General features: G+C 51.0%; 13 protein-coding genes and 1 pseudogene. 10 read left to right on the forward strand and 4 right to left on the reverse strand.

From position 1 onward, the window contains the following. Positions 1 to 11: 11 nt before the first annotated feature. A complete protein-coding gene (locus tag ACEVJL_RS06540; RefSeq protein ID WP_325207169.1) occupies positions 12 to 1,514 on the forward strand; it encodes a toll/interleukin-1 receptor domain-containing protein in 1,503 nt (500 codons plus the stop codon). A 131-nt stretch (positions 1,515 to 1,645) separates the two neighbouring features. Here ACEVJL_RS06540 and ACEVJL_RS06545 read toward each other — a convergent pair whose 3' ends face one another. Next, positions 1,646 to 2,884, reverse strand: coding sequence for an IS256 family transposase (locus ACEVJL_RS06545; RefSeq protein ID WP_374737265.1), 1,239 nt, complete (start codon positions 2,882 to 2,884; stop codon positions 1,646 to 1,648). Between the two features lie 3 nt (positions 2,885 to 2,887). Between ACEVJL_RS06545 and ACEVJL_RS06550 the strand changes: the two are divergent. Next, positions 2,888 to 3,226 (forward strand): annotated as a pseudogene (locus ACEVJL_RS06550) (transposase); the annotation flags it as partial. A 240-nt stretch (positions 3,227 to 3,466) separates the two neighbouring features. Here the strand turns inward: ACEVJL_RS06550 and ACEVJL_RS06555 are convergent. From ACEVJL_RS06555 to ACEVJL_RS06565, 3 genes are all read right to left on the reverse strand, one after another. Then, positions 3,467 to 4,066 carry a cytidylate kinase-like family protein gene (locus ACEVJL_RS06555; RefSeq protein WP_368076992.1) on the reverse strand — a complete coding sequence of 200 codons (600 nt, stop codon included), beginning with the start codon at positions 4,064 to 4,066 and terminating at the stop codon, positions 3,467 to 3,469. Positions 4,067 to 4,145: 79 nt separating this feature from the next. After that, positions 4,146 to 6,257: an efflux RND transporter permease subunit gene (locus ACEVJL_RS06560; RefSeq protein WP_374737266.1), complete on the reverse strand. Its 2,112-nt coding sequence runs from the start codon at positions 6,255 to 6,257 to the stop codon at positions 4,146 to 4,148. Positions 6,258 to 6,277: 20 nt separating this feature from the next. Beyond that, positions 6,278 to 8,839 carry a hypothetical protein gene (locus ACEVJL_RS06565; protein WP_374737267.1) on the reverse strand — a complete coding sequence of 854 codons (2,562 nt, stop codon included), beginning with the start codon at positions 8,837 to 8,839 and terminating at the stop codon, positions 6,278 to 6,280. 148 nt (positions 8,840 to 8,987) lie between these two features. Between ACEVJL_RS06565 and ACEVJL_RS06570 the strand changes: the two genes are divergently transcribed. The 8 genes from ACEVJL_RS06570 to ACEVJL_RS06605 all read left to right on the forward strand — a co-directional run bounded on the left by ACEVJL_RS06570 (position 8,988) and on the right by ACEVJL_RS06605 (position 19,291). Further along, on the forward strand, positions 8,988 to 9,575 hold the full coding sequence (locus tag ACEVJL_RS06570; RefSeq protein WP_374737268.1) for a TetR/AcrR family transcriptional regulator: 588 nt from the start codon (positions 8,988 to 8,990) through the stop codon (positions 9,573 to 9,575). An 81-nt stretch (positions 9,576 to 9,656) separates the two neighbouring features. Next, a complete protein-coding gene (locus ACEVJL_RS06575) occupies positions 9,657 to 10,214 on the forward strand; it encodes a TetR/AcrR family transcriptional regulator (protein ID WP_302667974.1) in 558 nt (185 codons plus the stop codon). 341 nt (positions 10,215 to 10,555) lie between these two features. Continuing rightward, on the forward strand, positions 10,556 to 11,572 hold the full coding sequence (locus tag ACEVJL_RS06580) for a lysylphosphatidylglycerol synthase transmembrane domain-containing protein (RefSeq protein WP_302667973.1): 1,017 nt from the start codon (positions 10,556 to 10,558) through the stop codon (positions 11,570 to 11,572). Between the two features lie 62 nt (positions 11,573 to 11,634). Further along, on the forward strand, positions 11,635 to 12,792 hold the full coding sequence (metK, locus tag ACEVJL_RS06585) for a methionine adenosyltransferase (RefSeq protein ID WP_302667972.1): 1,158 nt from the start codon (positions 11,635 to 11,637) through the stop codon (positions 12,790 to 12,792). A gap of 92 nt (positions 12,793 to 12,884) precedes the next feature. Further along, a complete protein-coding gene (locus ACEVJL_RS06590) occupies positions 12,885 to 14,555 on the forward strand; it encodes a nucleoside kinase (RefSeq protein ID WP_368076367.1) in 1,671 nt (556 codons plus the stop codon). 142 nt (positions 14,556 to 14,697) lie between these two features. Further along, the gene (locus ACEVJL_RS06595) at positions 14,698 to 15,540 is read left to right on the forward strand and encodes a DegV family protein (RefSeq protein WP_302667971.1); all 843 of its coding nucleotides are present in this window, start codon (positions 14,698 to 14,700) and stop codon (positions 15,538 to 15,540) included. A gap of 47 nt (positions 15,541 to 15,587) precedes the next feature. Beyond that, complete coding sequence (gene glgB, locus ACEVJL_RS06600) at positions 15,588 to 17,387, forward strand: 1,4-alpha-glucan branching protein GlgB (protein ID WP_374737269.1); 1,800 nt, start codon at positions 15,588 to 15,590, stop codon at positions 17,385 to 17,387. 128 nt (positions 17,388 to 17,515) lie between these two features. Beyond that, the gene (locus tag ACEVJL_RS06605) at positions 17,516 to 19,291 is read left to right on the forward strand and encodes an oleate hydratase (protein WP_374737270.1); all 1,776 of its coding nucleotides are present in this window, start codon (positions 17,516 to 17,518) and stop codon (positions 19,289 to 19,291) included. Positions 19,292 to 19,353 lie beyond the last annotated feature (62 nt).

Genomic DNA, 19,353 nt, shown 5'->3' on the forward strand with positions numbered 1-19,353 from the left:
GAGGACAAACTATGGATTTTATAAAACTTCCAGCAAATTCGGAAAAACTTCTGCTAGAACTTCTTCAAGCCGACAATCCAGTCCAAATGCTAGGTGTTCGTTTTGAACAGGCATCTCAGCGAGACGATGATGAATTGCGCGGTATGCTTAGAGAACTGCGCGAAAGAGGATATATCAATGTGCAGTGGGCAGATAATGTACCCTACTACCTTACACTAAATAATTCTGCCAGGACTTATAAGGAACAACTTGCTGAATACGAAGCTCAGAAAACAGTGCATTTTTCGCAAGAAAAGAAGGTGAGCCCGATTATTTTCATAAGTCATCGTTCAACGGATAAAGCAATTGCTGATATGCTGCTTGATTTTTTCTCAGGTACAGGAATACCTCGCCAAACTGTGTTTTGTTCCTCATTACCCGGCAATGACATCAATGAAAAGATTTCTGGAGAAGTGAAAACTGCCTTGAAAAAAAGTGTAGTCAACATTGCGATTCTTTCAACTGACTACTACCAAAGTGCCTACTGCTTGAATGAAGCAGGTATTCTGTGGTATCAGGATGATGTGCCGGTAATTCCGATTGCATTGCCAGAAATCAATTCGAGCAATATGTATGGCTTCCTAAGTAATGAATATAAATTGCGCAGATTGGATTCCGATACGGACATTCCTTACATTTACGATGTTGTAAGCGAAGCGGTTTCTGCGCCACGTACAAAAGTCGGAATTATTACACATGAAAGCACTAAACTCAAAAGAAGATATGCCGATTTTCTAAAGACAAGGGACTCGCAGAAATTTGAACCTCCCGTTATGTCATCTTCTGATTGTTTGGAAATTACAACTGATGATGAACGGATTGTGCTGTATTACATAATCCGAAATAGCGTTCGCAAGGTTTCTAAAGATATGGTTAGGACTTGGCTATATACTGACGAGATTTTCGAAGTTAATATCGACAATGCCTTTGATTTGCTATCCTCCGTTGGTGGCGGTTCCGTGGTCGATGATACGCTGGAATTGGGGATTGATTTATTTCGAAAATATTCCGCAAATGCACAGTCTCTACTCACTGGATTAAAGGAGTATGTAGATCAGCATAGAAGATTGGCCTCTGATATGTTTATGAAACTATGGAACGCCAATACATTGGATTCAATAACACTTTTATTCATTTGCTACATAGTTGATGAAAGAATCGAGTCTTTTGGCGATCGTTGGATGGCGGAAGGACAGATAAAAAATATTCAGCAATGGGAGATCAAGCATTCACTTGACTCTACTCTTTCAAGCAACTATGGGACTTCTCTACAGTTTTTAATTCAAAATAATCTCGTTCATGAAAGCAGTTGGACAAGTTATGGGAATCCACGGGAATATTCTCTGTATCCATCAATACGAAACTTGCTTTTTAACTGTCCAAAAGGAATACAAGAGGCGCTCCAAACAATCAAAGATAAACATTATCAGGGTCAATCCCAAATTCTGTGTAAACTCCATTTGGGGTGCAAATAGAGCAAAATTTATTCAGGGCGGTAGCCGGGGAATCCGGCTGCCGCCTTGTCAACAACATAACGCCGGTGGGGTCGGATGTCAAGGACGGCGGAGTTGTTCAGCTTGCCCTTGACATGCCAGCCGCGGCGGTGTTACTCGGGCATACGCTCGGCAAAGTAGATGGCCATCTGGGCATGGATCAGGCTCCAGTCCTGCCGCCGTCCAGTCCGCTTTTTGGTAATATCCATCATGGCCAAATATAGCATTTTCAGCAGGCTGTCATCGGAGGGAAACACCGATTTGGCCTTGGTCACCTTGCGGAGTTGGCGGTTAAAGCCCTCAATGGCGTTGGTGGTGTAGATCAGTCTGCGTACCTCCTGGGGATACTTGAAGTAGGTGCTGAGATTAGCCCAGCCTGCCCGCCAGGACTGGGAGATTTTCGGGTATTTCTTGCCCCAGCGCTCCCCAAAAGCGTCCAGGGCATCCAAGGCGGCCTGCTCATCTACGGCTGCATAGACCGCCTTTAGATCTGCCATAAGGGCTTTCAGGTCCTTGTAGGACACATACTTACTGGAATTACGCAGCTGGTGGATGATGCAGTTCTGGATTTCGGTTTGAGGAAAGGTGGCGTGGATGGCCGCATGAAATCCTGTCAAATTGTCTGTGCAGGCGATGAAAATATCCTCTACGCCCCGGTTTTTCAGGCCATTGAGTACGGTCGCCCAGAACTTGGCGCTCTCATTTTCCCCAACCCACATCCCCAGGACGTCTTTCCGGCCATCCAGGTCGATTCCAATGGCAATGTACACGGCTTTCTTCACGATCTGTCCTTCGCTGCGGACATGGTAGTGGATAGCATCCAGAAAAACCACAGCGTAGATGGACTCCAGAGGCCGCTGCTGCCACTCTTTGGCGATGGGCAAGATCTTGTCTGTGATCCGGCTGACTGTGCTGTCTGAAACGGAAATGCCGTAAATGTCCTGGATGTGGGCCTCGATGTCACCGGTACTCATCCCTTTGGCGTACATGGACAGGATTTTCTCCTCAATGTCCTGGCTGATGCTGGTCTGGTTCTTTTTCAGTACCTGGGGCTCAAATTCACCTTTCCGATCTCGAGGGACCGACACATCCACATCGCCAAAGCTGGTGCGCAGCGTTTTGCTGCTGTAGCCGTTGCGACTGTTGTCTGTTTCTTTGTTCTTGTAATCGTACCTGCTGTAGCCCAGCTCTTCATCCAGCTCTGCCTCCAAACCATTCTCCATGAACTCAGCAATGGTCTCTTTGAACAAATTCTGGATGTCATCCATGCTGCCGATGTTTGTCATCTGCAGCAACTCACGGATCTTTTCCCGACGCGCATTTTCTTCCGGGGTGCGATTCTTTCTGGCCATACCGCTTTGGACGCACTGGACACCTTCGCTGAGCGATGGGACAAGAAATACCCCAAAATTTCTCAGTCCTGGCGGGATAATTGGCCCAATCTGAGTACCTATTTCAAGTATCCCCAAGAGGTTCGTCGCTTGATATATACGACCAATGCAATTGAGGGATTCAACCGTCAGCTTCGGAAAGTAACCAAGGCAAAATCCGTGTTCCCCACCGATGACAGCCTACTGAAAATGCTGTATCTGGCCATGATTGATATCACAAAGAAATGGACTGGCCGGAGACAGGATTGGAGCATGATTCATGCTCAGCTGGCAGTATTCTTTGCTGATCGCATGCCGGAATAACCTGCTGCATACCGGCATGTCAAGGATCAAGATGAACGGGAGCTGGCGCCCCCGCCCTTGACATGCCCACTATCCACTGCTATTTTGAAAACAAGGCGGCAGCAGCTTGCGCCACTTCCGCCTTGAATAAATTTTGCTCTATTTGCACCGCATTTCGGCGTTTACACAGAATTTGGGACAGACCCTGATATACAAGTTTTCAGCTTACAGTAATTTTCTTCACCTGCATTGTGTCCCATCTCAAAACCGTGAAACAATCAGCTCCACCGCCTGGGAGATGGGTATCACACTGGTGTCAATATTCAAATCGTAATTGTGGGGATCACCCCACACCTGCCCAGTATAGCCCTCGTAGTATTTGCGTCTCTGCTTATCCATTTTTGTCACCAGACGTTTAGCTTTGGACAGGCTTAGGCATTCTAGCTCCATCTTTCTGCGTATCCGCTGTCCTTCCGGGGCGGAAACAAAAACCCGCAGTAGCTGAGCATCCGAATCCCGAAGGACGAAGTCGGCACACCGGCCCACAAAAACGCAGTCTTCCTCTTCAGCAATGCGCTTAATCTCATGGCTTTGCAGGGCAAACAGGACCTCGGAAGTGGGCAGTCCCCGAATCACATGGTAATTTCCCTCATAGACGCCCTGATACAGGTACGGATTAGTGGCCCTTTCGTCGGAGCTTTCCATGAGCTTAGCGGAAAGCTCCCCATATTTGCAGGCCAAGTGGAGAAGTTCCCGTTCATAGACTCTGATCCCCAGTCGTTCTGCCGTTCGGACTGCAATTTCGTGTCCGCCGCTGCCAAATTGCCTGCCGATACAAATGACTCTGTGTCCCATAAACATCACCGTTTTAAATAAATTTCTCCGCGAGATTTCTCGTTGATACAGCGCAAGTAACCGCCGATCCGGAAAGGATAAACCGTTATTTCCCAGACACCACAGATTCTTTCTCCTGTTTGGACGAAAGAGCGGCTTGCCGCCAGTGGAGGCTGGTCTTGTTGAAGATGGGCTCGCAGACGCACAGCACCGGGGGCATGATGAACATGCTGATGACAGCTGAGATCAGGGCGCCGCGGGCCAGCATCATGCAGATGGAGCTGATGATCTCAATCTCGGAAATCGTCCCCACACCCAGGGTGGCGCAGAACAGCACCAAAGAACTGGTGATGATGGAGGCGTCCGAGGAAGTGGCCGCGATGCGGATAGAATCCTCCCGGCTCTTTCCAGCCCGTAGTTCCTCTCGGAAGCGGGTGGCCATCAGAATCGCGTAATCCACCGTGGCGCCCAGCTGGACGCAGCCGATGATGGTAGGAGACACAAAGGGAATGACCGTGCCGGTAAAGTAAGGAATGCCCTGGTTAATAAAAATGGCCAGTTCAATGGCCGCTACCAGCACGAGGGGCATGGAGAGGGACCGGAACACCACCATGATGATCAAGAAGATGGCGGCAAGAGAGATGTAGTTAGTCACCTTGAAATCTACAGCGGAGGTGTCGATCAGATCGTCGGTCAGTACCGCCTCACCGGTGATGAGCGCTTCGGGGTCATAGCTCTTTATGATGCGTTCCAGTTCCTCCAGCTGGACGGATACCTGGTCAGAGGCAGCCGGATATTCGGAGTTGACCATCATCATCTGCCAGCCACCCTGCTTCAACATATCACGCAGGGCCTCAGGGATGAAAAAATCAGGAATGCCGCTGCCCAGCATGGCGTGATAAGAGAGGACAGAGGTAATGCCTTCCACATCCTTTACGGAGGTCTCCAGTTGATTCATCTCCGTGGAGGAGAGATCGTCCCGCAGCAGCACAAAGTGGGAAGCCGCCATGTCGTAGTCATTTTTCAGCTTGTTGTTGGCGATGATGGAGTCCATGTCCTGGGGTAGCGCCTCATCCAGCTTGTAGTAGACGGCGGTGTGGCTCTGGGCGTATACCGCCGGCAGGAACAGCAGCAGAAAGACGGCCACAAACACCTGCCGGTGGCGGATGATAAAGGAATTCATCTTTTCAAAATTGGGGATCAGCGTCCGGTGCTTGTGCTTTTCGATTTTTTCGTCAAAAATCAGCAGCAGTGCGGGCAGCACCAGTACCACTGTGGCCACGCCCAGTACCACGCCCTTGGCCATGACCAGGCCGATGTCCCGGCCTAAGGTCAACTGCATGAAGCACAGCGCCAGGAAACCGGCGATGGTAGTCAGGCTGGAGCCGGACAGGGAGGTGAAAGCCGCCACAATGGCCTCGGCCATGGCGTCCCGGGGATCCTCATGAAGCAGCCGTTCCTCCCGGTAGCGGTGGTAAAGGAAGATGGAGTAGTCCATGGTGACGCCCAACTGTAAAACCGCCGCGATGGCCTGCGTGATGTAGGAGATCTCCCCCAGGAAGATGTTGGTACCGAAGTTGTAGACGATGGCCATACCGATGCTGAGCAGAAACACAAAGGGCAGTACCATGGATTCCATGGTCAGAGACATGGCGACGAGGGACAGCAGTACCGCCAGGCCCACGTAAATAGGCAGTTCCTGATCCACCAGATCCTTGGTGTCTTTGATGACCACGGAGAAACCGGCCAGGAAGCATTTTTCATTGCACAGCGACCGCACGTCATTAATGGCCTGCATGGTTTCCTCCGCCGCACCGGACTTCTCATACTGGATGATCATCATCGTGGAATCACCGGCGAAGAACATATCCCGCAGGGCAGCGGGGATGAAATCCGTGGGAATTTGGATGCCAACGGCGTTGCTGAGCCAGATGGCGCTGGAGACGCCGGGAACCTCCTTGATCTCGTTGATGAGGTCATTGGTATAGGCGGCGGGCATGCCCTCCACGATGAGCATACTGGTGGCCGCCATGTGGAAGGGGTCTTCCAGGAGCCGTTCGCCCCGGACGGAATCCAGGTCCTCCGGCAGATAGGACAGAATATCATAATTGACCCGGGTACCGATATAGCCAAGAGCAGATGGGATCAGCAGCAGGACCGCAATCAGCGCCACCAGCTTTGGCTTTCTCGTCAGGCCATGGGCAATTTTTTTAATCATGGAAAACACCTCTCAACTGCTTACCGGAAGAGGCCAGTGATGGTGTCCCAGAAATCCCGGAACATCTGGGCCACCCGGCCCAAGAAGGTGGTGGGCTCCGCCGCCTGTGCCTGTGCAGTGATTTCAGCGGAGGAATCGCTTTTCTTGATCTCCTGGGTACGGATGAGGACCTGGATACTGGAGGGGGCGGGATTCTCCTCTGAGGTCAGGGACACTGCCTGGGCGGTGGCGTCCATCAGCAGCAAATTGTTGATATCGCCGGTATACTCGTTCCAGGTATCCTCAATGATTCCGTTGATGGCGTCCTTAGCTGTCTTCACATCACCCACGGCGTCGGTGCTGCGTGCGGTTTTCCGCAGGGTTGCCGCCAGGTTTTCAAGACTCTTTTTCGTCCCCTCATCCAACTGGGTGCCGGAGGTCTTAGCCAGGGAACGGAAAGAGGTCAGGAAGCCGTGGGTGTCGTCGATGGTGGTCACCATGTCGGTGACGAGGGTTTTCGTATCCTGCAGAGTGCTGCGGAGACCGGGGACCTGGTCGTTAATGGTGTCGTCCAGATTTTTAATGTCGCCGAGAAGAGTATCCACACGATCCAGGATATCCCGGCCTACATCGGCGGCGTCATCCAGATGGCCCAGGGTGGTGTCGGTTTTTCCCACCAGGCTGCTGAGATCGCCGGTGAGGCCGCCGCTTCCCATGTCGGTCAGCAGATCGCTGAGATTTTCCAGCAGGCCGGTGACTTTGGAGAGGTCATGGTCTCCATTGAGTTCGGAGAGCATTTTGCCGGTTTTGGCATAGGCAGCTTCGTTGGCCAGAATTTTGCCAATGTTTTCCGGGGTTTTCTGATCGGCAGGTAGGGCGTTGATATCGCTGAGCATCAGTATGGCCGTAAAGAAATCCGCCTTGGTCATGAGCTGGTCAGTGCCGCCGCAGACGGTGATGTAGACCTGCTCCATCACAATTAGCTGCGGCTTGGCGGCGGCATACTGGGCCGCCTGATCCTGCGTCAGCCGCCCTTGCGCTACCAGAGCGCTCAATGCCCCCTCGTCACTCAACGCGGGATAAACGGCCTTGACAGACGCAATACCCGCATCAACGGCTTGTATCTGCTGGAGCAGGGTAGTGGCATCTGCGGCTGACGATGCCTTTCCACTGGCAATCAGTGCGGCAACCTGATACTGCTGGTATCCGATGGTTTCCGTAGCGTTGCCTTCGCTATCCGTCGCCACGCCGGCCCAAACGGTTTCCAGTCCCTGTACTTGCGTCAGCATGGCATCCAACTGCTGCCCCTGAACTTTGATCTTTTCCTGTACATTGCTGGGCAGTTCGGAAATCAGTCCACCGTTGATGCGGATGTCCAGAAGCTGAAGTGTTTCTTTCAGCTCCTGCAAACTGGTTTGCAGCTTCTTCAAATCGGTGCCCAGCTGGTTCAGGTGGCTCTGCATATCACCGCTGCCGGAGCGGATGTTTTTGATGTCCCGCTGCAGATCCTTCAGGCAGTCATCCACATCGTCCAGGTTTTCCCGGAGGATGACGGCGGTGTCCGTAACTTTGGACAGGGAGTCCGTAACCTCGGTGACGGAGTCATCGGTATCATCCAGATGGCCTGGAAGGGTGTTCAGGGAGCCGCTCAGGTTCTCCAAATCTTCCAGCACCTTGTCACCGTCGGCATAAATCCGATCTTTTCCACTGGAAATGGTATCCCGGGCCTGATTCAGATCATCCAGACCATCGGCGGTAGCCCGCAGGCTGCTGCCCAGGTCGGAAAAGGAGTCCAGCAGGGTGTCCAGGCTGCCGGAGAGCTTGTTGTAATCCTCCTCCAGGTCATCCTTCCGCTGGCTCAGCTTGGCGATTTCCTCCAGCTGGCCCAGGGTGGCGGGAACCATCAGAAAGGTCATGCCGTCAAAGGAAAAGTCCTCGCAGCCCACCCGGATGACGAAGTGCTGCTCTTCTCCCGGCAGGGCAATAAACAGCACAGCCCGCAGATTGCCAATCAGCTGCACCTGGGCGCCGGGGGCCTCCAGGGACAGGATGTTGTCCTGGTTGAACACGGCCATGGCCTCCAAAGTGTAGTTGTTCCGGGCATACTCACTGGCGTTTTCATTGGGAATGGCGTTTACCGTGATCTCCACCACGCCGGTCTTGCCGGCCAGGTCCTCGGCCCGGACGGCAACGCCGTTGAGGGTGTAGGAAACCGACAGCGTCCAGGGCAAGGCCTCAAAGGGTGCCGCCGTCTTACCTTCGAAATAGAAATGGGACGGAGCATCGCTCCTGCTGAACGAAAAGGTGGTGGCATTGCCGGCCACCGCAGGAGCCGTGCCATCGGTTAGATTCACTACTTCGTCGTAAATACCATAGTCCGTCAGAGACGTGGCGCCATTGAGGGTATAGCTTTTCACCACGCTGCCGTCCAGCAGATTTCCATAGTAATCCAGCGTGGCATAGTAGGCTTCGTCATAAGTTGGCGTCACGCCGTCGCCAATCGGCTCCGCGGCGGCAGCCGGAAAGGAGCAGGCTGCTGCCAGCAGAATGGCCAGTGCCAACGACAGCAGGCGCTTTCCCATTAGATGTGTGTGTTGACTCATATGAATTCCTCCATTTAATCAACCAATGTTGTTTAATATATTTTTGTTGATTTATCAGATTGAGTTAATTATAATGAGGGCAAGAGGCTTGGGACAATAGGCAAACCTGGGCAAATGCCCAAATTTTCCCGAAGGGAAGGACTCTGTCATGCTGAAGAATCCTGAGGATCGCCGTGCCAGACGCACCAGCAGGCTGTTGAAGGAAAGCCTGCTGGAGATGATGAAGCAAAAACGCTTTTCAGAGATTTCCGTCCGGGATGTGACGGATAGTGCTGATATGAACCGTACCACGTTTTACCTCCATTACACGGATACCACCCAACTGCTGCAAAGTATGGAGGAAGACCTGCTGACAGAGGCCCAGATGCTGGTAAACGCCCATATCCAGGAAACGGTGGCGGACGGCAGCCTGCGCCCCGTGTTCGAGCCAATCCTGGACTTTGTGGTGGAGCATCGGGAGGTCTGCACCATCCTATTTGAAAACAACGAGGTCAGCCAGTTTGCTGAGCATTTGCAGCAGCTGATCCACCGTAACGGCACAGAGGTCATTCGGGCCTGGTTCCAGCCCATGGATGACCAGCAGTTGTCCTATTTACTGAGATTCATCACCTATGGTCTCATCGGCCTGATTCGGGAGTGGTTCCAGAAGAACATGGACCTTCCCAAGGAAGAACTGCTTGTCACCGCGGAGTTTCTGGTGGATGGCGCGGCTTCCCGGCTTTTGAAGGACGCGTGAATCCGAGTGCTGCCCTTGCTTTCACCGCATTTCCAAGTCATATGTTGATATAGCGGAAATCAAATGAGGGAGGCGTGAGCCGTGGCCGGTTTTGCAAAAAAAGCGATTCGGGACTCGTTTATTAAGCTGTTGAATGAGAGGCCTCTTAGCCAAATCACTGTCCGGGATATCGTGGATGACTGTGGTGTCAACCGTAACACCTTTTATTATTATTTTCAGGATATTTCCCAATTGGTAGAAACGATTATTAACGAGGATGCGGATCGTGTGATTCAGGAGCATCCCTCTATTGAGTCCATTGAGGACTGTCTCAATGCCGCCATAAGATTTGCATTGGAAAACCGGAAAGCGGTGTTGCACATATACCACTCCATCAACCGGGATATCTATGAGCAGTACCAATGGCGGGTATGTGAGCACGCAGTTACGACTTATGTAGATGGAATTCTGGCCGGGCGGACCGTGTCGGATCCGGACCGAAGGCTGATAATTGATTACTTGAAATGTATGTGTTTTGGTTTTGTCATCGGCTGGCTGGAAACAGGGATGCAGGACGGTATTCAATCGCGGTTCCATCGGATTTGCGAATTGAAGCGCGGCGATTTGGACGCGATGATTATCCGATGTGAAAAGAAATAAAACTTTGGTTTTTCTTAAGAACATAGAATCAGACAAAAGCAGCCCCTGTGCCTAAAAAACAGGCACAGGGGCTGCTTTTGTCCATATGATATGCGGGTGTTTCTAAGTACAATGAAAGCAAGCTTGGTCGGGCATTGCTGCGCAAATGCATCCGTAATGCTGCTGGTCTTATAGTGACCTCTTATCGGCTACACATAGAACAGTGAAAGCCCATAGTCGAGTTCATTCAGATATTACTGCATTTCCCCAGCATTAAGAAGAAACGAACAAATTCATCAGGGTGTTTCTGATTCTTCCATTTCCTCTGTTTAGCGAAACATTTTATCTTTTAGAGGTCTCCTATGGATAAGAAACAATGGAAAACAGTAGCAATCAGTGCCACTACACTCTTGCTTTTATTCCTGCTGGTAATTTGGGTGTTTCGGGATCATTATCAGGAGATTTTGCGGAATATCCAGGCCGTCAGCATCAGAGGACTGTTGCTCCTGCTGGGCATGGGTCTTGCTTATCAAATGCTTGAATCAGCAGTCTGCTTTGCGATGATTCGCCGTCGACTCCCAACATTTTCATTTCGGCAAGCGGTAGAGGTGACTTTCCTTGGCGTTTTCGGAAACGTATCTATGCTTTCCGTCGGCTCTGTTCCCATGCAAAGCTATTACCTGCATCACTGCGGTATCATGGCAGGCTGTGGCATTGGTACCATGATGCTGGAGTACATATTTCATAAGAGTTCTGTTTTAATCTACATCACCGTTATGCTGTTATTTCAGGGCCGCTGGCTCAGCGAAACTGACCGCGGCCTTTCCCGCTACATACCGTTGGGATATGGAATTTGCGCGCTGATTATAGCGGCACTGGTTCTGCTGTGCGCCTGGGAAAAGGTGCAGTGGCTTGCATCCTGGGTGATTGACCATTTGCCGAGTACGGAAAAATGGGAAGGCCGCAAGCGCCTGTGGAAAACAAATCTATCTGCGCTTTATACGGAATCCCAAAAACTGCTTCGTGACCACTGGTGCTTTCTCAAAGTGCTGTTATTCAATGGTCTCAAGCTATTTTGTCTTTACAGCATACCGTTTGTCTGTATGGAGATATTGGGAATATCTGGCCCCTCCTTCTGGCACGTACATCTGCTGACCGCACTGATGCATCTGATCTCCAACGCCCTGCCCAATGTGGCGGGCGTGGGGCCAGTGGAGTTTGCCTTCGTGCTGATATTTTCCCACTACATGGAATATGCTCAGGCATCCTCCGCTCTGATTCTATTCCGCGTCGCAACATTCTTTTTCCCGTTTATCCTCAGCATCCTCGTATTCTTGAGCGTACAAAGGCGTGTGCTGAACGATTCTCAGAAAACCTGATCCATCGCAATAGAAAGTGAGACCTCTCTGTCAGAGAAAAAATACAACAGGAGATGTGAGCTATGAGAAAATTCTTGACTTCCGAATCGGTCACTGAAGGCCATCCTGACAAAATCTGTGATTTTGTTGCGGACAGTATTCTCGACGCGTTGCTGAAGGAAGATCCCAAATCCCGGAGTGCAGTAGAGGTCACAGCGGAACCAGGAGCTATGCACATCATGGGCGAGATCACCAGCAAGGCATCCCCTAATTTTGAAAAGATTGCTCGCCGCTGTATTGCAAAAATCGGCTATACAAGGCCCGAATATGGGTTTGACGCAAAAAGTGTCAATATTACTTGCTCCATCCATGAGCAGTCTCCTGACATCGCAATGGGTGTGGATGCGGCCGCCGATAGCTCCAAGGATGTGGGTGCCGGCGATCAGGGTATGATGTTCGGTTATGCCTGCGATGAGACCCCTGAACGGATGCCGCTGTCTATCACCTTGGCCCACGCCCTGACCTGCCGCTTGACGGAAGTCCGAAAGTCTGGCCTATTGCCCTACCTACGTCCGGATGGAAAGGCACAGGTCACAGTGGAGTATGTGGATGGCGCACCAATACGGGTAGACACTGTGGTAATCTCTGCCCAACACGATCCGGATATTGATATGAAGGTGCTGCGCAAGGATATTTTGGAGCGGGTTGTGTTCCCAGTCATTGATGGCAAGCTGCTGGACAAAAACACGAAATACTATATCAATCCCACGGGGCGCTTTGTGCTGGGCGGACCCGCCGCGGACACCGGTCTGACCGGAAGAAAGATCATCTGCGATACTTATGGCGGCATCGGCCATCACGGTGGCGGAGCGTTCTCCGGCAAAGATGCCACGAAGGTTGACCGGAGCGCCGCATATATGGCCCGCCATGTCGCGAAAACCGCGGTGGCGGCAGGTGCTGCCAAGCAGTTGGAACTGCAGCTGGGTTATGCCATCGGCGTCTCCAAGCCAGTGTCCGTTTCTGTGGAAACCTTTGGGACAGGCCGGCTGCCAGATGATGTACTGTACGACTGGGTCCGCAATTGCTTTGACCTGCGCCCCGGAGCCATCATCCAATATTTAAAACTGGACAGTCCCATTTTCGCTGAGACCACAAATTATGGCCATTTCGGGAGAAACGGATTCCCCTGGGAGCAGGTGAATGAAACCGCGATGGATGCACTGAAAATGCGGCTTGTTTAAAAGCCGCATTTTTCATACTGGGTGGAGACGTGACGTTGTGAAAGAATTTGCTGTATCTCGAACCTGCGCGGAGAATTAGAGGAGGCTGTTCTATGGAAAATACGAGAATGATGAAAGTGAACGTGGATGGCGTTGAATATATTTATCCAAAAGGAACTCTGTATCAGGCGATAGCTGCTGATTTTCAGGAAGGATATGCGCATGATATTTTGCTTGTCAATCGAAACGGGAAACTCTGTGAACTGCACAAGGCTTTGGATAGGGATTGCACGCTGAAAATGATTACGGCAGAAGAAAAGCCGGGGATGCAGACTTATGAGCGCAGTGTGGTTTTTCTGATGCTGAAAGCCTTCTATGATGTGGTTGGCAGAGAGAATGTTGAACGCATTTCCGTGGAGTATTCCATTAGCCACGCCTTGTTTATCCGGGCAAAGGGAAACTTCACGCTGAGTCAGGAGCTGCTAAACCAGGTTGAAGAACGTATGAGGATGATTTCAGAACAGGCAGTGCCCATTCAGAAAAAGTCAATCAGCACCGATGATGCTGTAGAACTGTTTCGCAAAACGCAAATGTACGACAAGGCGCAGCTGCTCAGCTTCCGGATCAATTCCCATGTCAATATTTATTTTCTGGATGAGTTTTCAGATTATTTTTACGGCTACATGGTTCCTGATACGGGGTATTTGAAATGCTTTGGCCTGCAGCTGTTTGAGAGCGGATTTGTCCTGCGTCTGCCGGATCAAAAGAATCCCAGTCAGTTGGGAGCGTTCCATCCCTCCATGAAGGTATTCCGGGAACTTTACGACGCCACCCTCAGATCTGAGACGCTGCATATCTCTAATGTTGCGGAGATGAACGGAGTCATTGCACAGGGAAATGCTACACACATGATCCTTGCGCACGAGGCAATGATGGAAAAGAAAATCGGAGATATTGCAGGTGAAATTGCAGCCCGGAAGGATGTTCGCTTCGTTATGATTGCCGGCCCTTCGTCCTCAGGAAAGACGACATTTTCCCATCGCCTGTCCACCCAGCTTTTGGCGTGCGGCCTGCACCCACACGCCATCGCAACGGACAATTATTTTAAAAACCGCTCCGAGACACCCTTGGATCAAAATGGTCAGTATGATTTTGAGAGTTTGGGCGCCATGGATGTTGAGCAGTTTAATGCCGATATGACACGGCTCCTAAGGGGTGAGACGGTGGAAATCCCACAGTTCAACTTCAAAAAGGGCGTCCGGGAATACAACGGCAACTATCTGACCCTGGGAGCGCAGGATGTTCTTGTCATCGAGGGCATCCACTGCCTGAACGATCAGCTTTCCTATTCTCTGCCGAAAGAGAGCAAATACAAAATCTACATCAGCTGCCTGACTACGCTGAATGTCGATGACCACAACTACATCCCCACAACAGACGCACGGCTTTTGCGAAGGATCGAACGGGATGCACGGACCAGGGGTTACAGCGCCAGGGCTACCATTCAGATGTGGCCGTCTGTAAGAAGAGGAGAAGAAAACAATATTTTCCCGTTCCAAGATAGTGCGGACATGATTTTTAACTCGGCACTGATTTATGAAATCGCCCTTGTGAAACCCTATGTGGAGCCGCTGCTCTTTGGCGTTCCAAAAGATTGTGAGGAATACATTGAGGCAAAGCGCTTGCTGAAATTCTTAAACTACTTTTTACCCATTCCAGCAGACGACGTACCCAAAACCTCCCTGATGCGAGAATTCGTTGGCGGAGGCTGTTACAAAGTATAAATCAGTATTGGTGGAAACGGTCATTCAGGACCCTACCACTCTGGCGCTTCATCGCTCCTTGTTTGTTCAAATAGTCTTGTCCTTTGGGACAGGCAATTATTGGGGGCTCTGATTCGTAAAAAGGAAGTCTTAGGAGGACAATATGAGTATTAAAATTGTGACGGACTCAACCTGTGATTTGCCCCGGGAACTCATTCATGCGCATCATATTTCGGTGATCCCCCTGCACATAAACAAGGGAAAAGACTCCTTTTTGGATGGCCTCGAGATCACGCCGGAGGATATCTTTTCTTATGTGGAAAAAGGAGGAGATATCTGCACAACAGCCGCGCCAAATCCTATAGAGCTGTCAGAATATTTCGAGGAACTGAGCCCGCAATATGAAGCGGTTATCATGATTACAATTGGCTCCAGTTTTTCAAGCTGCTATCAAAATGCAGTGATTGCTGCCAGTGAATTTTCCAATGTGTACATAGTGGATTCAAAGAATCTATCCAGTGGTCAGGGGATTATTGTGATGGAAGCGGCCAAAATGGCAAAGCAGGGCGTATCACCCGAAAAGATATGTATGCGTCTGGAGAACACCGTGAGCCGGGTCAATGCCAGTTTTATTCTTGACCGGTTGGACTATATGCGAAAGGGCGGCCGTTGTTCTTCCGTTGTGGCACTGGGGGCAAATTTGATGCTCCTGAAGCCGTGCATCGAAGTCAGCGGCGGAATCATGCGCGTAGGAAAAAAGTATCGGGGTTCTCTGGAAAAAGTCATGTATCAATATACCAAAGACCGCATTTCGGTATCCGGAAATATTTCTGATGGACGTGCCTATATTGTATATCCATCTGCTAAGCGGGAAGCTGTGGACGCTGCGAGGCAGGCCCTGACTGAAGATGAAAGATTTACTGATATTCAAGAGACCTTCGCGGGCTGCACGGTAGCATGCCATTGCGGACCTAACACGATTGGTGTGATGTTTCTTGAGGATTAGAAAACAAATAAAGAAAAAGCAAGCAGCTGTTGTGATAGGAGCAGAACATGGATTTTCATGGGTTTTATACAGGTAAAGTTTTTGATGCCTATCAATATCTCGGCGCTCATATAACGGACTCTGGCGTTGTATTCCGCACATTTGCTCCGGGGGCACAAAAGGTTTCGCTGATCGGAGAATGCAGCCAATGGCGGGAATACGAAATGAATCGGGTCTATGATGGAAACTTCTGGGAGTGTTATGTGGACGGTGCCAGCGCAGGAAGCATGTACAAATATCGAATCTATGAAAAAAACGGCGGCTGCATGGACCACTGTGACCCTTACGGTTTTGGAATGGAGTTGAGACCCAATTCCGCATCCATCGTTCGGGATATGAACTCCTACCAGTTCCATGACTCAGCCTGGATGCTTTCCCGCTCTGACTGTAAAAACAGGCCACTTAATATCTATGAGCTCCATTTCGGCTCATTCCGAAAGCCATCGGAGAGAGTGGATGATTGGTATACTTATGAGGAAATGGCGGATATTTTGATTCCGTATCTCACGCAAAACGGATATAACTATCTGGAAATTATTCCGCTGAACGAGCATCCCTGTGATGAATCCTGGGGCTATCAAAGCACAGGCTTTTTCAGCCCGACTTCCCGTTATGGAACAGCAGATCAGCTAAAGGCCTTTGTAGACGCCTGCCATCAGAATGACATAGGTGTCATCATGGATTTTGTTCCGGTACATTTTGCGGTAGACGGCTATGCTTTAGCTCAATTTGACGGCACAGCTTTGTATGAGTACCCCCATGCGGCAGTGGGTGTCAGTGAATGGGGAAGCCTAAACTTCATGCACTCTCGTGGTGAGGTTCGCAGCTTTTTGCAATCTGCCGCGAATTACTGGCTGACGGAATTTCATGTAGATGGTCTGCGCATGGATGCAATCAGCCGCATGATCTATTGGCAGGGAGACCCTGGACGGGGTGTCAATCTGGACGCAGTAAAATTCCTGCAATATATGAATCGGAGGTTGAAGGCACTGCATCCAACCGCAATTCTGATAGCGGAGGACTCCACATCCTATCCCGATGTTACAAAGTCTGTGTCTGAAAACGGGCTGGGGTTCGACTATAAGTGGGACATGGGCTGGATGAACGACACCTTGGATTACTGCCGCACGGCTCCCGCATATCGTGGCATGAACTATCATAAGCTGACTTTTTCCATGATGTATTATTATCATGACCAGTTTCTTCTTCCGCTGTCCCATGACGAAGTCGTTCACGGAAAGGCGACAATCCTGCAAAAAATGAACGGTCACTATGAGGAGAAATTCCCCCAAGCCAGAATCCTCTATATGTACATGTATGCCCATCCAGGAAAGAAGCTGAATTTTATGGGGAACGAGCTTGGGCAACTGCGAGAGTGGGATGAAAAGCGGCAGCAGGACTGGAACTTGTTGGATTTTCCTGCACATCGGGAGTTCCATCGCTTCATGATAGACTTGAACCATATTTACCTGCAACATCTTGCTCTGTCTGAAAAAGATTACGATCCCGATGGCTTTCGGTGGCTGGACTGCCATCAGGAGGAGCGGTGTATCTATGCCTTTGAACGCATAGGAAGCAGTGAACGAATCATCGCTGTCTTTAATTTTTCCAACCGTGAACAGATATACCAATTAAAGATACAGAACCCACAAACTGTCCAGGTGCTGCTGAGCAGTAATTGGGTAATTTACGGCGGCGATGAAACAAATTACGGTGCAAATTTGACAACTAAAAACAACATACTGGAATTGACGATGAAACCCTATACGGCGCTTTATATGATAACGTATAGTACAAATAAAAACTGAGCATAAAATACAGACAAAAGCAGCCTCTATGCCTAAAAAACAGGCATAGGGGCTGCTTTTGCCCATATCTTGTGCGGGGAGTTCCAATTACAATACAAGCACAAACATAAAACAAGGAGGCGCTCAATATGTATTATTCCAGCGGTAACTATGAAGCGTTTGCCCGTCCTCAGAAGCCGGAGGGCGTTGACCACAAGTCGGCCTACTTCATTGGTACTGGCCTGGCGGCCCTGTCCGCAGGCTGCTTTCTGGTGCGGGACGCCCAGATGCCCGGTTCCCACATCCACTTTTTTGAGCGGGACCCGATAGCTGGCGGTGCCTGCGACGGATGGAACTACCCCGAGGTGGGTTATGTCATGCGGGGCGGCCGGGAGATGGACAATCACTTCGAGGTCATGTGGGATCTGTTCCGCTCCATCCCGTCCATTGAGACCGAGGGCGTGTCTGTCCTGGACGAGTACTACTGGCTCAACAAGCGTGACCCCAACTACTCCCTATGCCGGGTCACCGAGAACCGGGGCCAGGACGCCCATACCGGCGGCAAGTTTGGCCTGAGCGACAAGGGTGCCATGGAGCTGATGCATTTCTTTTTCACGCCCGACGAGTACATGGAAGACAAGCGCATCACCGACTACTTTGACGACGAGGTGCTGAACACCAACTTCTGGACCTACTGGCGGACCATGTTTGCCTTTTATAACTGCAACAGTGCCCTGGAGATGAAGCGGTATATGCAGCGCTTCATTCACCATATCGACGGCCTGCCCGATCTGCGGGCCCTCCGCTTTACCCGGTATAACCAGTATGAGTCCATGATCCTGCCCATGGTAAAGTACCTGGAGGATCACGGGGCCCAGTTCCACTTCAACACCCAAGTGATGGACGTGCACTTTGACATCCTCGACGGCAGAAAGGCTGCCAGGCGCGTGGAGCTGTTTCACGACGGCCAGCAGGAGTTCCTGGATCTGACGGATGACGATTACCTCTTTATCACCAACGGCAGCAATGTGGAGAACTCCACCATCGGCGGTCAGGATAAGCCCTGCGAGTATATCACCGATATCCGTCCCGGCGGTTCCTTCGATCTGTGGCGGAAGATCGCGGCCCAGGACCCCTCCTTTGGTCATCCCGACAAGTTCTGCACCAATCCGGAGGAGTGCAACTGGATGGGCGTCACCGTCAACACCCTGGACGAAAAGATCCTGCCCTACATCCAGAACATCTGCAAGCGGGATCCTCTCTCTGGCGGCGTAGTCACCGGCGGCATCGTCACGGCCCAGGATTCCGGCTGGCTCCTGAGCTGGACTATCAACCGCCAGCCTCAGTTCCGCTCCCAGCCCAAGGATCAGTGCCTGGTGTGGCTTTACGGGCTCTATACCGACCGTCCCGGAGACTATGTGAAGAAGAATATGCGGGACTGCACCGGCAAGGAGATCTGCATGGAGTGGCTCTACCACATCGGTGTACCCGCAGACAAGATCGAGGAGTTGGCCACCCACAGCGCCAACACGGTTCCCACCATGATGCCCTTCGCCAGCTCCTACTTCATGCCCCGCGCCGCCGGTGACCGGCCTGACGTGGTGCCCGAGGGGGCCGTGAACTTCGCCTTCCTGGGCCAGTTTGCCGAGGTGCCCCGGGATACGGTGTTTACCACCGAATACTCCATGCGCACCGCCATGGTGGCCGTCTATACCCTCTTCCATATAGATCGCGGCGTGCCCGAGGTTTGGGGCAGCCTTTATGACCTGCGTGCGCTCCTCGCCGCCACTGTCAGCCTCCGGGATGGCAGACCGCTGACGGAGATGGACCTGGGCTTCAAGGAGAAAATGGTTGTCAAAAAACTGCTGCAGAAGATTCAGGGGACCGACATTGAAAAGCTGCTGAAGGAATATCATGTCATTTAAACCAGAATGTTCTGGCAAATGAAACGGGGCTCCCACATTCTGCCGAGCCTGTCAGGGTGTGG

The organism is Flintibacter porci (genome assembly GCF_041925195.1).
GTDB classification, from domain to species: Bacteria; Bacillota; Clostridia; order Oscillospirales; family Oscillospiraceae; genus Lawsonibacter; species Lawsonibacter porci.

Bases quoted from the DNA above. Each gene is read 5' to 3' on its own strand.
- ACEVJL_RS06540 (WP_325207169.1), top strand. From the start codon at position 12: ATGGATTTTATAAAACTTCCAGCAAATTCGGAAAAACTTCTGCTAGAA.
- ACEVJL_RS06545 (WP_374737265.1), bottom strand. From the start codon at position 2,884: ATGGCCAGAAAGAATCGCACCCCGGAAGAAAATGCGCGTCGGGAAAAG.
- ACEVJL_RS06555 (WP_368076992.1), bottom strand. From the start codon at position 4,066: ATGTTTATGGGACACAGAGTCATTTGTATCGGCAGGCAATTTGGCAGC.
- ACEVJL_RS06560 (WP_374737266.1), bottom strand. From the start codon at position 6,257: ATGATTAAAAAAATTGCCCATGGCCTGACGAGAAAGCCAAAGCTGGTG.
- ACEVJL_RS06565 (WP_374737267.1), bottom strand. From the start codon at position 8,839: ATGAGTCAACACACACATCTAATGGGAAAGCGCCTGCTGTCGTTGGCA.
- ACEVJL_RS06570 (WP_374737268.1), top strand. From the start codon at position 8,988: ATGCTGAAGAATCCTGAGGATCGCCGTGCCAGACGCACCAGCAGGCTG.
- ACEVJL_RS06580 (WP_302667973.1), top strand. From the start codon at position 10,556: ATGGATAAGAAACAATGGAAAACAGTAGCAATCAGTGCCACTACACTC.
- metK (WP_302667972.1), top strand. From the start codon at position 11,635: ATGAGAAAATTCTTGACTTCCGAATCGGTCACTGAAGGCCATCCTGAC.
- ACEVJL_RS06590 (WP_368076367.1), top strand. From the start codon at position 12,885: ATGGAAAATACGAGAATGATGAAAGTGAACGTGGATGGCGTTGAATAT.
- ACEVJL_RS06595 (WP_302667971.1), top strand. From the start codon at position 14,698: ATGAGTATTAAAATTGTGACGGACTCAACCTGTGATTTGCCCCGGGAA.
- glgB (WP_374737269.1), top strand. From the start codon at position 15,588: ATGGATTTTCATGGGTTTTATACAGGTAAAGTTTTTGATGCCTATCAA.
- ACEVJL_RS06605 (WP_374737270.1), top strand. From the start codon at position 17,516: ATGTATTATTCCAGCGGTAACTATGAAGCGTTTGCCCGTCCTCAGAAG.